Below are 13,841 nucleotides of genomic sequence, written 5' to 3'. Positions count from 1 at the left end.
GACAGAGAAGGCGTTAACATGAAGCATAAGTCTTGTTTTAGGCAGTTACCTGATACTTCAACTTTCGCCAGCATTCGTTAAATACTTATTCATAATTGATCTGAAGAACCTGGCTGGTGTCCCGAATCCCTGAAACACACATTTGACCCACTACCATTTTTTTCATACTGATGAGAAAAGACGCTCAAAGATCTGTTGAAATTGAGTGCGACAGGCAGTGATGGAAAATTGCTCGGCATACTTGCTAAGCCTTTCCTGTTTCCCGTGGCCCAGCTTATAGAGGCGGTGCATTTGCTCACCCAGAGCCTTGTAGTCCTCCACTGCTACCAACGATCCATACTGTCCCTGTTTTAGAATTTCCCCGGGGCCAGACGGTGCGTCGGTTGATACAACAGGAAGACCCAACGCCAGGGCCTCGACAATGATCAATCCAAAGGATTCTATATTGCTGGATACCACCAAACCAGACGAGTGACGCATATGCCGGTAAGGGTTGGCGCACCACCCATGCAGTGTAATGCGGGTTTCCAGGCCGTATTTTTTGATAAGTTTTTCAGTCAGATCCCGGTCAGGGCCATCCCCGACGATGTCAAGATGCAGCGGGGAGTTCAAAGTGTTCACCGCATAATGGGCGGCGTGAATCAGGGTATCCAGCCCTTTTTCGCTGTTACTCAGCCGACCCACAAAAACCAGAGGATGCTGTAAAGTGATCGGGCAGGGGCACGACTGCAGGGACTGGGCGCGAATAGCCTCCAGATCCATCCCGTTGTAGATAGTCGTGATCTTATGACCCGTGCCGGGGCAAATGGCGGCAATGCGCCGGGCCAGATTCTGGTTAACGGTAATAACATGGTCACCCAAACAGGCGAACATAGCCGCCTGGAGCATAATTTTCCAGCCACCCGATAACCCGTGACACCAATAGATCAATTTATATTTCTGGCGTTTGACCAGGCGATCCCAGAGCAGGTAGCGGGCAAAAATATAATGAGCGGATATAACCAGATCGGGTTTGTGTTGTCTGATCATCGGGAGAGCCCGCCAGAACGCCCTGAATTCCGGGGCACGCCCATAGCCCATCCTGTGCACCATCACATCTGGCCCAAAATCAGCCAGAGGCGCGTCCAGGCGGGCAAAAGGCAGGTAAACAATGAAGTGAATATGGTAGTCGCTCCAGTCTCTGAGCAGGGCGAAAATCATCCTCTCCACCCCTCCGCTCACGCCCCCTGTGGTGCTGACATCCCACATACCTATGACGACAATGGTTTTCCTGGATGGGTGCGTCGTCATGACCTGTCCTTGAAAACAAAACTGTTAAAATCAGTTTCAATAAGTTTCTGATGGCGGTGCTTAAAGACATACCAGACTGATTTCATTCGTACTGAAAGTAAAGACTGCGAGCGCTCGTAAGCCAGCCAGTGCAATAGCGTACTGGGTAGGAGGGTCCACCAGTACAGGAAGCGATTAAGTCGTGAATGCCCCAAAGCTTTTTGGTGAAAAATACGGTGATAGATGATGATCATGGCAATCCGCTGACGGGGCGGTAAGCGTCCGGCGGGGCTTTCATGGTGAGATAGTATAATCTGCGGGAGATATTTCAACGACCCGGGTCGGTGCTGATGAATCTGATAGGTCAGCAAAACATCTTCACCACACGACCATGCCCGAAAAGTGGGTTCGAAAAGCAAATTCAGCTCGATCAGGATGCTGGCGCGAATGACCATATTGCATCCACTCAACCACTCGACGGTCTGTTCCTGGTGCAATGCACAGGTCAGCTGATTACGTCCGGCACGACTAACCACCTGTCGCCCATGCAGAGGTCTTAGAGTAAAAAGAAAAAGAATGGCTCTTTTCAGATGGCGGGCTTTCTCCAACGCCCGCAACTGATCGCGCCCGTTCAGCCCGTTGACCTCATTGTGGCTGTCCAGATAGGCGCAGGCCATTTCGATATAATCAGGCTCCAGGACCACATCATCATCGAGAAAGAACAGATACTCTCCTCCGGCCTGTGCTATCCCCCGGTTGCGAGCCTGGGTCAGACTGGGTACATCATGGTGAATCAGGGTAATCGGAGTCGAGGGGTACGGCTTGATTATTTTATGGGTCTGGGACGCTGGATCCTGGTCGACGATAATGATCTCGTCGGGCAGTCGGGACTGGGAAATAAGCGACTCCAGGCAACGAGGAAGATCCTGGGGACGCTGGTAGGTGGCAATAATAACACTGCTTTTCATCTTGGGAAGGATGCCTGCTGTACCAAGAGCGTGTAAAAACTGGCCGGATTGTATCCCCAGCTAACAGGGTATTTTATTACATAGGACTGGAAAATGCGTAAGACAGGGATGTTGCTCTGAGATAGAATGGCCCCAAAAGATCCCTGAACACGTTATGGAAACAGGCATTTTCGTAAATGCCCTTTGCAGGGAAAACGGCAGGAAAAACGCAGATGTGGATGGAAATAATTTCAAGTCCGGAGGCATTAACAGCGTTACCCCTATAAACCGATACCGGTGAAATTGAATACACTGCCTATGGATTCAACACAGTCTTCGGCCAAAGTGCCTTGTCGCTGATATCTGCGGGAATACTGCAATTTAAGCGATATTTGGTACTCATTTCCTTGCAAAGCCGATAAGAGATGTGTGCATGGGTCCATCGGGTTGGATGCCCGGAGTCCCAGAAAATATAATTATCCGGATTAAGGCATTCCTTCGATGGAAAAAACTTCCCCGTCAGAAAGTTGGTATTTATACAGGGTTTTCTGGTTTCCATTCCCCTGGCTTCGCCCTCGCTAATAATCTGGCTCATCAGTGAAGCAATATCTACCAAAGTAAATTCAACCCTGGCCTTACCGGTTTTATACGCTTCATACATAACCAGGGACTGATAACAGGCATTCAGATAAATATTATGGTGGGCGGAAAGATCCATAAGTTCTTCCCGTACCGCAGAAGTGCTGCTGAAATACTCCGGTGTTTGGGCAATATCCGGCATATTCACTAAGGCTATATGGATCACACCCTGGTTCTTGGGGTTATTTACAAAATTATCCGCCAGAATTCGTGTATTTCTGCAAATGGAATCCGTTACCAGCCGATAATTGGTAACCCCCGTCATGTAATCATTCGCTCCATAGAACAGCACAAAAAGTGTATCTGTAGGAGTATTTGGATACTCATCCAGATAAATCTCCCGGGTCAGACTCAGGTCCGGAGGAAATATCTTCCCTGCCAACAGAAATGTCAGGGTGCGAAGCAAATGATGAAAATCCATGCGAAAATGTTTGAGATCAAACTCCAGCTGTTGCAGGGCATCTATGGCAAAGGCACCACCATAGGCCCGATTAATAAACTGCCCGCTGTTGCTGACATCAATATCCATCAGCATTTCGCCTACCCATTCCGCCCATACCGGACCGTTGGAAAAATGCCCTTTGTAATAGGGCCTCTCCGGTATAACCGGTACCTTTCGGAGCATCATGTTAAGCATACGAATGGCAACGGGAATAAACCTGTCAAAAATAGTCTCACATATCTCCGCGCCCACATACGTCCTGTACTTATGGGTGCAATAGGCTTTCCAGGGTTTCAGCACGATATTGGGCGGCACCTTGCCAACCAGCTCTTTCAGCACAGCCTGCAAATTACCTGTATCGGAGATACTATCCCCCAAAACCACCAGTCTCTTTATCGGGTAACGACCATCGTCTTCCGCGAAGCTTGATGAACTCAACAGTATTCCACTTACCGCAAATAAGGCATGCACAATCAAAAATATATATTGTGCAACTCTGTTAACGTGCGCAAAAGACATGGTCGGTCTATTCCCTGTAAAGTGCGATTCAATTTAGTACAACATCATGAAAGACCCGTCGTGTAAGCAATGATTTTTGAAGTAAAAATTAAGAACGATTCTGCCTTCACAAGACCTTTTTTGAACTACAAATCCAGGGACGGGATCTATAAGCCTTTGGTCTTAGAGACCATGGTTCAACAGACTGGAAGAAACCAACCCGATACCTTGTGTCCGTGGCCAGAGACCCCTGCCGTATGGGGCAATGGATGGAGGTGTCGTTATGGCTCTGGAACTGATTCTGGAAGAGTACAACGATCTGGCGGTTATCGTTCTGGAAGGAAGCGTACGGGCCAGTAACGCTTATTATCTGCAGAATTTTCTGGATATCCTGCTGGCCCACGGCCACAACCGGATTGTTCTGGACTGCCAGGACCTGGCCTCCATCAGCAGCCACGGATTATCCGTCCTGTCGGAGCTGGTGAAAGAGCTTTCCGAAGATGGAAAAGTTGTATTATGTAATGCTAGCCAAAGGGTTGTCGATCTGCTGCACCTCAGCGGACTCGATAAGTTTATAGAAGCCATTCCCGACAAGCATGAAGCCATACGCCGGGTTTTGCATTAAAGAGGAGGCGAGATTATGTTATCTGTAGACAGACAAGCACCAGCCTTCTCCGCCCCCGTGCAGGAGCAAAGGCAAATAAGACAACCCGCGCCCGCAGCATTGATTTTGCCCAAAAGCAAGCGCAGCCACAGGCGCAACGGTGCCCATATCCACAGCCGTCAGATTCATTCACCTTCCCGACTTTCTGTTCAGGACAGTGAACACCGCGCCAGCAGATTACTCAGACAGGCATCTTACGACAGTGGGCTGCATTCTGACTCCAGCTCAGACTCGGATACCGATTATGCACTCGCGTCCCCCAGACTGACAGTCGCAAAGCCAGCCAGCGAAATGGACTTTGCCAGAATGGCCCGGCAGCGGATACATGAACAGTCACGAGCCCGCTGGGATGAACTGCGGAAGAGCACGTCAGCTATTGAAGATCCAGATAAATACTTGAAGGAAGGCAAAACTGTAGAACTGTCCAGGCCAACCCTGCCTGTAGACTATATAAAAGACCGGGTAACGGCATACCTGCATAATCCGGCAAAGATCCTGACAACCCTGGTCAGCGGCTTCCTTTATGCCGGTGCTCTGGCCCTGATGGCCAGTGTCACCCTGGGAACCATTGCCTCAGCCGGAATTACCTTCCCGGCAGCATTTATTACAGCAACGCTGACATCAGCCACGCTTGTGGGGGCGGCCCTTGGATTACAGCATGGTGATAACGGTGACCATCTTATACCGAAGAAACACTGGTTCGAATTCTTCAGCGCCGTAACTTACATGCCCAAGGTCAAGCTGCCATTCAGTCTGTTTACCTGATACAGGAAAAAATGGAGCGGTAAGGAAGTGTGGAATGCCAGATTTGAGAATCGAACCTGGCAGAAACATAAGTAAGCCCGAAAAGTAATGCTTACTTGGTGCCGAAGATCTTGTCGCCGGCATCGCCTAGGCCAGGCAGGATATAACCCTTGTCATTCAGACAATCGTCTACAGACGCGGTGAAAATCTCAATATCAGGATGGGCATCCAGAACCTTCTTGATACCTTCCGGCGCAGCAACCAGCACCAGTACCCGAATATTCCTGCAGCCCGCTTCTTTCAACATATCGATAGCAGCCACCATGGTGCCGCCGGTAGCCAGCATGGGGTCAACAATCAGCGCCATTCGCTCGTCAATCTGCTTACAGATTTTCTGGAAGTAGGGTACGGCTTCCAGAGTCTCTTCATCACGGTACAGACCAATCACGCTGATACGCGCGCTGGGAATTAACTCAGTCACGCCGTCCAGCATGCCAAGGCCCGCCCGTAAAATAGGCACGATGGTGATTTTCTTTCCCTTCAGGCGCTGAACAGTGACATCACCATTCCATCCGGGAATGACTTTATCTTCCAGGTTCAGATCCTTGGTCGCTTCATATGTCAGCAGCGTGCCAACTTCACTGGCCAGGGTACGAAAACCTTTCGTGCTGATATCCTTCTCACGCATCAGACCCAGTTTGTGCTGGATCAGAGGGTGCCTAATTTCTTGAACGTTCATTGGAAGCCTCTATTATTTCCTGGCCGTTTAACTGCAATATTGACCAGTATCGCATTTTAATCTTCCCTGTTGATATTCTCCAACCGCAATAACAGCAGCAGTATAATTCCCTTTCGCCGCACCATTGATTCAGGTCAGCAAGCCATGTATGTTTCCGCTCCTGTAATGGCTTTCGTCTGTTAAATCATTAACTGTGTCAGTCATAATGAGCAACCGTATTTTCCGAGGAGAGGCTCTCCACCATGTCCATCGATCTGGACCATATCCAACTGGTTTTTGAAGAAGCCGATTGTCTCTATACCCGCGAAGAGGTGGAAACCGCTATTCGGCGTATGGCAGAAGAGATCACTGAAGTTCTGGCTGACAAAAACCCTCTGGTATTCGCTGTAATGAATGGCGGACTGGTCTTCTGTGGCAAACTTCTTACTCACCTGCACTTTCCCCTGGAATCGTCTTACCTGCACGCTACCCGCTACCGCAATACCACCCGCGGCGGAGAACTGGACTGGAAGGTTCCCCCTGCCAGCGAACTGAAAGACCGCACTGTTCTGATTATTGATGATATTCTCGACGAAGGTCACACCCTCTCCGCAATCCTCGAGCACTGTGAAAAAGCCGGTGCCAAAGAGGTACTGAGCGCGGTTCTGGTGAATAAGATTCATGATCGTAAAGCCCGCTCCGGGCAGAAGAGTGATTTTACCGGGCTGGATGTTGAAGACCGTTACATCTTTGGATATGGCATGGATTACCAGGGCTACTGGCGTAACGCGCCGGGTATTTACGCCCTGAAAGGCCACTGACAGCGCAAAATTAAGGGCGGTCCTGCCGCCCTTTTTCATTAACTCACATCACCGATTATTTCCGCTTGTTTATTTGAGTTTTTTCAACGCCTGCTTATCCAGCTGGTGCTGCTTTCTCAATTGTTGTATTTTTCTGGTGTTATCAGCCAGTTTCTCTCTTTCATCCTTTAACTGTGTTTCCAGAGCCGTTGTATCCGGAGGCTCGGGAAGTTCCGGTTTTTTCTTTGCGTCTTTTAAAGTCTGCACAGCACCTTCTGCCGTCCTGATCTGATCGTTCAGTTCTTCAAGCTGTTTCTCCTGGCTTTCCCGGGCCTGGGCAATACCTTCCATCAAGCCATCGGCTCTCACCTCCAGAGACTGGATTTTTGTCTTAATCTCCGCCACCTGCTCAGGAAGCTCTCCCGCGTCTTCAAGCAGTTTTTCCTGGACCTTGAGTTCCCTGTTCACCTCCTGTAGTTGCTGACTAAGCTCTTTCACCGATGTTTTGCCCTCGGTGGTGACTGTTTTCTTCTGCCCTTTCAACTCTGCCAGCTCTCTTTCACTGTTTTTTAACAATTCACTGGCTTTCTCTTTTACTGTTGATTTCTGGGTCTTTCGACTGTCCACGGCCTCTTTCAGTTCTTCTTTGGCTTTGTTGATAGCAATCTTGATTTCTTCGCGTTCACTGGTCAGTGACTGCAACTGCTTTTTATAGGCCGTTTTTTCCTTGCCTGCTTCTTTCGTACGCAGAGTTTCTATCTCTTCTTTAGTTTCACTTTTGATAGACTTCTTTCCTGTACGTAAATCACTGACCAGTTTCTCTGAATCCTTCAGCCCTTCCCTGATTTCCGAACGATACTGGCCCGCCAGCCTGGTAGCCTCGCTCACCGTCTTGCTGCGCTTTAAGCCAATGCCGGCCACAACAACTGTTTCACCACCCGGGAAGGTTAACTCCACATCTTTCTTTGAGCTGCCAAGCTCTGCTGGGTTATCCAGAAGCTGGGATAGTTGCTGAAAGTTTTTATGGGCTGCCTTAGCATCCTTTAAATTTTCCCGGGCTTCCGTCATCTGATTTTCCGCACGCTGATGCTTCTGGGTCACATCCGTAGACAGCTGTTTAATAGAGACAGAGGGCTCTGTGACTTTCACCGAACGAGACATCAGGGATTTCAGGCTGGGCAGAGAGGCGGATTTCAGGCTGGAAGGAATTAGCTTCGCGGCACTTGAACGCATTGAAACAGCCCGGTTTTTCAGACTTTTTCCTATACTTTGCAAACCGGACTTTAGCGCACCTTTGGGGTTCTCCTTGAAGGTATCCCAGCCCTGCCCGACAGAGGTTTTCGCCGCGTCGTACTTTCCTTTGGCGTAGGAAAGGCCCGCACGGCCTGTTTTCATGGGGTGCAGAAGCACATCACCGACGGCTCTTGCAGCGCTCTTCCCGGACTGATATTTGTCGGCTGTATACTTCCCTAATTTGGATAATGCTGAACGCAGTCGCCCGGGTTTCTTATCCGTCACATCCTTGACCGAGCGCTCTTCCAGGGGCTTCTGTTCGGGACCAGATTCGACGTCTCCCGTCTGCACCTGTTCTGCCCGCAACTCCTGGAACACACTTTTGGCTTCCGCCAGGGTGACAGTCCTGTTGCCACTGCCAAAAGCGACCTGGCACTGTTCCAGCTGTTCCGGAGTCGCCGCAATGTCCATTCCCCGGAGGGACTGAATATCAGAGCCACGAATATTTCCTGAGTCCATACAATAGAAATCCTGCGTCCTTGTACCGAATATCGGCTGGGAAGAGAAAGCACTGCGCGGCTTACGTTTCCTTGAATTTCTTTGCCTGTGCCAGACAGACCGCTACAATGGCCGCCAGAAATCCGTCAGCAACCAGTCAAACAAACAGACGATGAAAAAAGACAAGCAGAAAGTCATTGGGGAAGAGCTCTCGGATGAGCGCTTGAAACAGCTTCTCGTTCAGGAGCCGGAAGCCGGTATCGACCGGGACTATTTTATTCTGTTGCGGGCCTATCGCGCCCTGCGCAGCCACGACTTTGAGCGTTTCCTGCCATTTTTTCTTGAGCAAGGCTTCAATCCTCTGGCGGAAGGACCGGACGGTAAAACCCTTCTTCAAGAGATCCGGGAAAACCCGCCCAGTGAGAAGTACGCACAGGCCCTTCAACAGGCCTGCAAAGCAAAAATATAAAAGCGCCTTTAAAACATTCCCTCCAGCATAATTATACGGGAGGGAATGGAATTAAGCCTGATCCTGCCCTTCTACTTAACGGACACTGACACAGCTTGTGAGCCTACATCCCCCTTCTCTCTGACCATCTGCAAAGAGCCTTCTCCATTATGGTATAGCCAGTAAAGAGGCTTGATAAGCACCAAACTATCACCATCACTGTCGCTGAGAATATGAAGATTGCCATCAGAATCCCAGGTTTTCAGATTATCGAATCTCTCAGTTTCTGATGTGCTGCCCAAAACATCCCTGAGCATGGAGAACAGTGCATCACGATCAGGATAGGGGAAAAGCCCTTCTTTCATGGGTGTGGATTCCATAGGCGGCTTCACCACAGCCCAGCCCTGAACCCCTCCGGCATCACTATCACCTGTCTCGCTTTCATCCTCTTCTTCCTCTCCTGTTCTCAGAGAGTTGTCCCGAAGAATCTTCTGAGACAAATCCTGTTCAAGATCAAAACGATAATGTCTTATTGCGCTATCGCCCCTTGTTGCCACAAGCTGTGGCAGGGTCACTTTCACACCCACATGGGGCCGGTCATAAAGTGTCCTGGAAATATTACCGAAATCCATTTCCAGCCGGACATGGACATCCGCCTCCGCAATCCTTGGCTTACTACCATACCCCTTAGGCACCGCCATAAGATTAATAATCATGGAGCTCAAAACATTCCTGTTTTTCTTTTCCCTGACATATTGAATATCCATAAATCCTGAATATTTTTTATTATTAGCAGTAAGAATATCTTTCCCCGCCTGGGTCAGATATTTATCCGCTTTAACAGCAATAAGCTTGTGTTTATCCAGAAACTTCCCACCAGTTTCCGGATAAATTTCCCAGGTCAATATGGGCGCTGGCGTTGCAAAAAGCCTGTCCATTGGCCCGTGAAATCTATGAAAACATCTTGACCGAATCATTCCATACCAGCGGCCAACCTTTGGTTCTGATAATGTCTTCAGGTTATAGATCACTGGAGAAGGTGACCGTCTTCTTTTTTTCCCATCAAGCTCCTCTTCACCGGAAGAAACACGTTGTGCGGCAGGGATCTCAGGATCTCCAGGATACAAATCATCCAAATTTAATTTTACCAGCATACCACCGCCCCGAGGAGCCAGAACCTTTACAACCAGGTCATCACCATATTCCAGGCCGGAGGTCTCTTTCTCCTTCTCAATCTTTGCCCTGATAGCATCAGCATGATGTTCAAGGAAATACTGCTTGGTATGACCCTTCTCCTGAACACCTGTATATGTTCGGTAATCCGTACCGCTTAATTGATAGGAAAAAGCCGGAGCCTCCGGCTGCCCCACAGGTTGTGGATTCACAACACCATCTTCTTTGCTTTTTTCGCTCCGTCCCCCTTTAATTTTGTGACCTTTTTGACTGCCCGGTTTATCAACTTCCCTATGTTTCAGAACTGTAAGCGAATCACTATCGGATTGCTTATGTTTCTGCTTCACTCGTTTACGGGCTTCACCAGCACCTTCTTCACTGCACTCTACATCCGGAATAAGCTTTGCTGATTTGTCTTTGCCTGCATATGTCATGTCAGCCAGCGCAATGCACGACAGCACAACCACACTTCTCAGGACTATTGCTCTTTTCATGCCTCCACCTGCCTCATTCTCTGAAAAAGACGCAAACCAAAAAACAAGTGAAGTTTTATAGTTCAAAAAAAAGCGACTATCTTGCGATAGTCGCTTTTTTGCTAGCGTCTAACCGAGAATTACATGTCGGTCAGGTCATTCTCAAAACTATCCTTGTCAAAAGCACAGCCAAGATGACGTACAATCTCCAGCAGGTCATTCTCCGCATTACCCAGACAGCTGGTACCACCGGGGGAAGGTGTCATATTGAAGATAATGCCGCTACCCGGATTAATTCTGGCTTCACCCAGCAATAACTCTTTCTTATCTTTATCAATCAGCTGGGGGCGGATGCCACCATAGCCCTTGGCAAAGGAGACATCTTCCAGCTTAAGGCCAGGAACGATTTTACGTGCGTCCTTGAGGAACAAACGGCGGCGTATCCAGGGCATCTCGAACAGGAAGTTCTTGAAAATGTAATTGCGGATATCAGAAACCTTAAACAGATCCCAGAATACCTTGAATACAGAACCATCCAGGCGCAGAACCTTGAAGAACTCAGGAATGGTACTGTTGTTGTAACGCTCCAGCATCGGCAGCAGCAGGGCTGTTGGTCCGAAACGGGTCTTACCCGGTACAAGCACGTCCGGATCGCCGTGGATAGCGGCAAACGGAAGCTTGTCGTTCTGAACGGTGTACACCTTACCGTTCAGCACCTGGGGCGTGAAATAGAAGCTTCCCGCAACTGGCAGACAGGAGAAGTTCAGACCGTAGCCCATCTGCTGGGCCAGCAGCAGACTGTGACCACCGGCGCAGACCACAACAAAACGTCCACGGAACTCACCCCTGTTGGTAACCAGCTTATAGCCTTCGTCAATTTTCTCGATGGCTTCAACACCAGTTTCCAGATGGATACCAATGTTTTTATCTGTTTTCTTGGCATTGTCCACGAAGGACTGGGACAGGGCCTTGTAGTCTACCGCCGTGTAATCATCAGTAATGGCCAGTGCTACCAGATCTTCTTTGCGGGGACCGTTGTCTGTGTTGACAACCCGGGGTTCAACTTCCGCTACCTGCTCCTTTTCCAGCAGGGTCATGCCTGCGTAGTGTTCTTTGAACACCTCGAAACGGTCACGGAGGAATTGACACTCCTGGGAACCGACACCCAAAACCATTTTGGGGTATTTAAAGATAATCCGGTCCCGCTCTTCATCGGGGAGAGATGTGGCGTAGTTTACCAGCATTCTGGCAGTACGCTTTACCTTGAGGGCTTTTTCAAGGGTATAGTTGGTTTCAATATCACCGCAGTGGATAGTCTGACTGTTATTACTGCTTTTCGAGTTAACAGTCGCAAAATCACTGTACTTTTCTACCAGACCAATACGCTTCAGGTCTGTGTATTTTGCCAGTTCGTAGAGCAGCGCTGTTCCGGAAACGCCCCCTCCCACTATTAATACGTCATAGGTCTCTGCCGTCATCATCTCCACTCTCTGACCTTGCCGGCCAGGACTACAGAATGCTGGTGCATTCGTACGAAACCCGACCTGTTATCGTGCCTTGCAGCTGTCCGTGCTGCGTTATAATGGTGATCCTTTATTCAGCTTGCGCGCGCATTATATAGAAAGCCACGGCAGATTCACCTATCACGACAGGTAAAAATACATAGAGATTCCAAAAAAGCTCAATAAAGTTGCAGTGAATACAGAATTTACCGGCACAGCGGTTGGAACGATGAAATCAGAAGCAGAAGGTGAGAAATGAAAAAAGGATATGGCTGGGGTGGCAGGATTCGAACCTGCGCATGACGGGATCAAAACCCGTTGCCTTACCGCTTGGCGACACCCCAAAAACATGGTAGCTAGGGGCAGATTCGAACTGCCGACCCCAGCATTATGAGTGCTGTGCTCTAACCAACTGAGCTACCTAGCCACATTCTTCAGATTTCGGAAAAGATGGCTGGGGTGGCAGGATTCGAACCTGCGCATGACGGGATCAAAACCCGTTGCCTTACCGCTTGGCGACACCCCATTCGATGTCATCTTTGGTAGCTAGGGGCAGATTCGAACTGCCGACCCCAGCATTATGAGTGCTGTGCTCTAACCAACTGAGCTACCTAGCCCCGAAAACCTGGTGCGCATTTTCATGATTAACCCCTCACCTGTCAACACCTCACTTGGCGAAACCCCGTTACGGTATGTCACATTTTCTACATTGACGCTGTTTCATGAGTGTCTAACCTTCCTCGACACGCCCTATTCAGGGAAACAAGGAGTACACACAGCCCCTCAAATAATTTATTCACAGGATTCTTTCATATGATCAGGCAATCACTGGCAACCGGACTAACAACCCTCGCAATCATCCTTACCTGTCCCTCATACGGTGAAATCTCCTTCCCTTCCGATTCTGAGCAGATCACCGAGAACATTGTTCCTCAATCCACTCGGGAAGTTCCGATTGATTACCGGCACATGGGGCTTTACCAACTGAAACAACGTGGCCCGCACCTGCAAAAAACAGAAGAAGGGGCAGAGGAAAAAACCATTCATGTCGAACATCACCATACCCACTCACACTGGGGAACCGGATGGGGATGGAGTGGGGGCTGGGGAAGGAACAGCTACAGCAGTGACCGGCCTTCATTTACTGAAACAGTGAAAGATGGAGTCGTTGTTGTTGCCGCCGTGGCAACCATCGCTGCCATTGCCTATGGAGCCTACTACGGTATCAGCCGCTCTGTTTTCTCCTTCTGGCCCTATAACGGTGCCGCCAGCCTGACAGCCATAGAAGTACCGGAAGATTCTGACTGGCGGATAACCGGCTACAAGATCACCAACGGCACAGTGGTTCGCCAGAAAGACTTTGACTTTAATGAGGACGCGCTGGAAATTGTCAGGGAAAACAATATGTTCGACCGCCAGACATGTCCTTCGGGTCGCTTCCTGCTGATAGACCAGGAAAACTGGTGGGGTCTGACGGATAATCCCACCGATATCGACGTCACATTCTCCCGCAGACATGAAAACGGGCCAGATGAAGAAATCACCATAAACTTCATCCGTCATATCACTAACAGCTGGAAGCCAGGCACTATTGACGCGCGTGTTAGCGGAATAAACAGCACACGTCCCACCAGCAAGCCTTACAATATGCAGGCAAGGCCGGTGTACCCGAACTGGACCGAATTCAGCCGCTGGTACCATGAACCCACCCGTATCCTGGTGGACTTTCATCCAGCCACCATGCATGTCTATTGAGGATAAGAGGTTCATACTGGCCGACTGGAGGGATACAA

At 49.4% G+C, this 13,841-nt stretch carries 12 protein-coding genes and 4 tRNA genes; 5 read left to right on the top strand and 11 right to left on the bottom strand.

Translation table 11 applies throughout. From position 1 onward, the window contains the following. Positions 1-162: 162 nt before the first annotated feature. The 3 genes from ACY2RQ_RS03965 to ACY2RQ_RS03955 all read right to left on the bottom strand — a co-directional run bounded on the left by ACY2RQ_RS03965 (position 163) and on the right by ACY2RQ_RS03955 (position 3,735). A complete protein-coding gene (locus ACY2RQ_RS03965) occupies positions 163-1,290 on the bottom strand; it encodes a glycosyltransferase (protein ID WP_490111657.1) in 1,128 nt (375 codons plus the stop codon). After that, positions 1,287-2,237, bottom strand: a complete 951-nt coding sequence (locus ACY2RQ_RS03960; RefSeq protein ID WP_490111656.1) for a glycosyltransferase family 2 protein — start codon at positions 2,235-2,237, stop codon at positions 1,287-1,289. The genes ACY2RQ_RS03965 and ACY2RQ_RS03960 overlap by 4 nt, the downstream gene beginning before the upstream one ends. Positions 2,238-2,532: 295 nt before the next feature. Beyond that, positions 2,533-3,735 carry an SGNH/GDSL hydrolase family protein gene (locus ACY2RQ_RS03955; RefSeq protein WP_490111655.1) on the bottom strand — a complete coding sequence of 401 codons (1,203 nt, stop codon included), beginning with the start codon at positions 3,733-3,735 and terminating at the stop codon, positions 2,533-2,535. A 343-nt stretch (positions 3,736-4,078) separates the two neighbouring features. Here ACY2RQ_RS03955 and ACY2RQ_RS03950 point away from each other — a divergent pair, with 343 nt between their 5' ends. After that, positions 4,079-4,420, top strand: coding sequence for an STAS domain-containing protein (locus ACY2RQ_RS03950; protein ID WP_490111654.1), 342 nt, complete (start codon positions 4,079-4,081; stop codon positions 4,418-4,420). A gap of 15 nt (positions 4,421-4,435) precedes the next feature. After that, positions 4,436-5,224 carry a hypothetical protein gene (locus ACY2RQ_RS03945; protein WP_490111653.1) on the top strand — a complete coding sequence of 263 codons (789 nt, stop codon included), beginning with the start codon at positions 4,436-4,438 and terminating at the stop codon, positions 5,222-5,224. A 91-nt stretch (positions 5,225-5,315) separates the two neighbouring features. On the opposite strand, the gene upp is transcribed toward ACY2RQ_RS03945, so the two are convergent. Then, positions 5,316-5,942, bottom strand: a complete 627-nt coding sequence (gene upp / locus ACY2RQ_RS03940) for a uracil phosphoribosyltransferase (RefSeq protein ID WP_490111652.1) — start codon at positions 5,940-5,942, stop codon at positions 5,316-5,318. Between the two features lie 242 nt (positions 5,943-6,184). On the opposite strand from upp, the gene ACY2RQ_RS03935 reads away from it, so the two are divergent. After that, positions 6,185-6,742, top strand: a complete 558-nt coding sequence (locus ACY2RQ_RS03935) for a hypoxanthine-guanine phosphoribosyltransferase (protein ID WP_490111651.1) — start codon at positions 6,185-6,187, stop codon at positions 6,740-6,742. Positions 6,743-6,811: 69 nt separating this feature from the next. Here ACY2RQ_RS03935 and ACY2RQ_RS03930 read toward each other — a convergent pair whose 3' ends face one another. Then, positions 6,812-8,473 (bottom strand): hypothetical protein, encoded by a 1,662-nt coding sequence (locus tag ACY2RQ_RS03930; RefSeq protein ID WP_490111650.1) that lies wholly within the window; start codon positions 8,471-8,473, stop codon positions 6,812-6,814. A 151-nt stretch (positions 8,474-8,624) separates the two neighbouring features. Between ACY2RQ_RS03930 and ACY2RQ_RS03925 the strand changes: the two genes are divergently transcribed. Next, a complete protein-coding gene (locus ACY2RQ_RS03925) occupies positions 8,625-8,921 on the top strand; it encodes a PA4642 family protein (RefSeq protein WP_490111649.1) in 297 nt (98 codons plus the stop codon). A gap of 71 nt (positions 8,922-8,992) precedes the next feature. Here ACY2RQ_RS03925 and ACY2RQ_RS03920 read toward each other — a convergent pair whose 3' ends face one another. From ACY2RQ_RS03920 to ACY2RQ_RS03895, 6 genes are all read right to left on the bottom strand, one after another. Beyond that, positions 8,993-10,567: a hypothetical protein gene (locus tag ACY2RQ_RS03920; protein ID WP_490111648.1), complete on the bottom strand. Its 1,575-nt coding sequence runs from the start codon at positions 10,565-10,567 to the stop codon at positions 8,993-8,995. Positions 10,568-10,686: 119 nt separating this feature from the next. Further along, positions 10,687-12,027 (bottom strand): FAD-dependent oxidoreductase, encoded by a 1,341-nt coding sequence (locus ACY2RQ_RS03915; protein ID WP_490111647.1) that lies wholly within the window; start codon positions 12,025-12,027, stop codon positions 10,687-10,689. 290 nt (positions 12,028-12,317) lie between these two features. Next, a tRNA-Gln gene (locus ACY2RQ_RS03910) sits at positions 12,318-12,392 on the bottom strand. Between the two features lie 6 nt (positions 12,393-12,398). Further along, positions 12,399-12,475, bottom strand: a tRNA-Met gene (locus ACY2RQ_RS03905). A 24-nt stretch (positions 12,476-12,499) separates the two neighbouring features. Continuing rightward, positions 12,500-12,574, bottom strand: a tRNA-Gln gene (locus tag ACY2RQ_RS03900). 14 nt (positions 12,575-12,588) lie between these two features. Beyond that, a tRNA-Met gene (locus ACY2RQ_RS03895) sits at positions 12,589-12,665 on the bottom strand. Between the two features lie 196 nt (positions 12,666-12,861). On the opposite strand from ACY2RQ_RS03895, the gene ACY2RQ_RS03890 reads away from it, so the two are divergent. Next, on the top strand, positions 12,862-13,803 hold the full coding sequence (locus tag ACY2RQ_RS03890) for a hypothetical protein (protein ID WP_490111646.1): 942 nt from the start codon (positions 12,862-12,864) through the stop codon (positions 13,801-13,803). The last annotated feature ends 38 nt before the right edge of the window (positions 13,804-13,841 follow it).

This window comes from Parendozoicomonas sp. 209JJ7-1, from assembly GCF_058147085.1.
The sequence above is the reverse complement of the archived record's forward strand: the minus strand, read 5'-3'. Positions and strand labels throughout refer to the sequence as shown.

Excerpts from the sequence above, each read along its gene's own strand:
- ACY2RQ_RS03930 (WP_490111650.1), bottom strand. The coding sequence starts at position 8,473 with ATGGACTCAGGAAATATTCGTGGCTCTGATATTCAGTCCCTCCGGGGA.
- ACY2RQ_RS03960 (WP_490111656.1), bottom strand. The coding sequence starts at position 2,237 with ATGAAAAGCAGTGTTATTATTGCCACCTACCAGCGTCCCCAGGATCTT.
- ACY2RQ_RS03925 (WP_490111649.1), top strand. The coding sequence starts at position 8,625 with ATGAAAAAAGACAAGCAGAAAGTCATTGGGGAAGAGCTCTCGGATGAG.
- upp (WP_490111652.1), bottom strand. The coding sequence starts at position 5,942 with ATGAACGTTCAAGAAATTAGGCACCCTCTGATCCAGCACAAACTGGGT.
- ACY2RQ_RS03920 (WP_490111648.1), bottom strand. The coding sequence starts at position 10,567 with ATGAAAAGAGCAATAGTCCTGAGAAGTGTGGTTGTGCTGTCGTGCATT.
- ACY2RQ_RS03890 (WP_490111646.1), top strand. The coding sequence starts at position 12,862 with ATGATCAGGCAATCACTGGCAACCGGACTAACAACCCTCGCAATCATC.
- ACY2RQ_RS03965 (WP_490111657.1), bottom strand. The coding sequence starts at position 1,290 with ATGACGACGCACCCATCCAGGAAAACCATTGTCGTCATAGGTATGTGG.
- ACY2RQ_RS03950 (WP_490111654.1), top strand. The coding sequence starts at position 4,079 with ATGGCTCTGGAACTGATTCTGGAAGAGTACAACGATCTGGCGGTTATC.
- ACY2RQ_RS03915 (WP_490111647.1), bottom strand. The coding sequence starts at position 12,027 with ATGATGACGGCAGAGACCTATGACGTATTAATAGTGGGAGGGGGCGTT.
- ACY2RQ_RS03945 (WP_490111653.1), top strand. The coding sequence starts at position 4,436 with ATGTTATCTGTAGACAGACAAGCACCAGCCTTCTCCGCCCCCGTGCAG.
- ACY2RQ_RS03935 (WP_490111651.1), top strand. The coding sequence starts at position 6,185 with ATGTCCATCGATCTGGACCATATCCAACTGGTTTTTGAAGAAGCCGAT.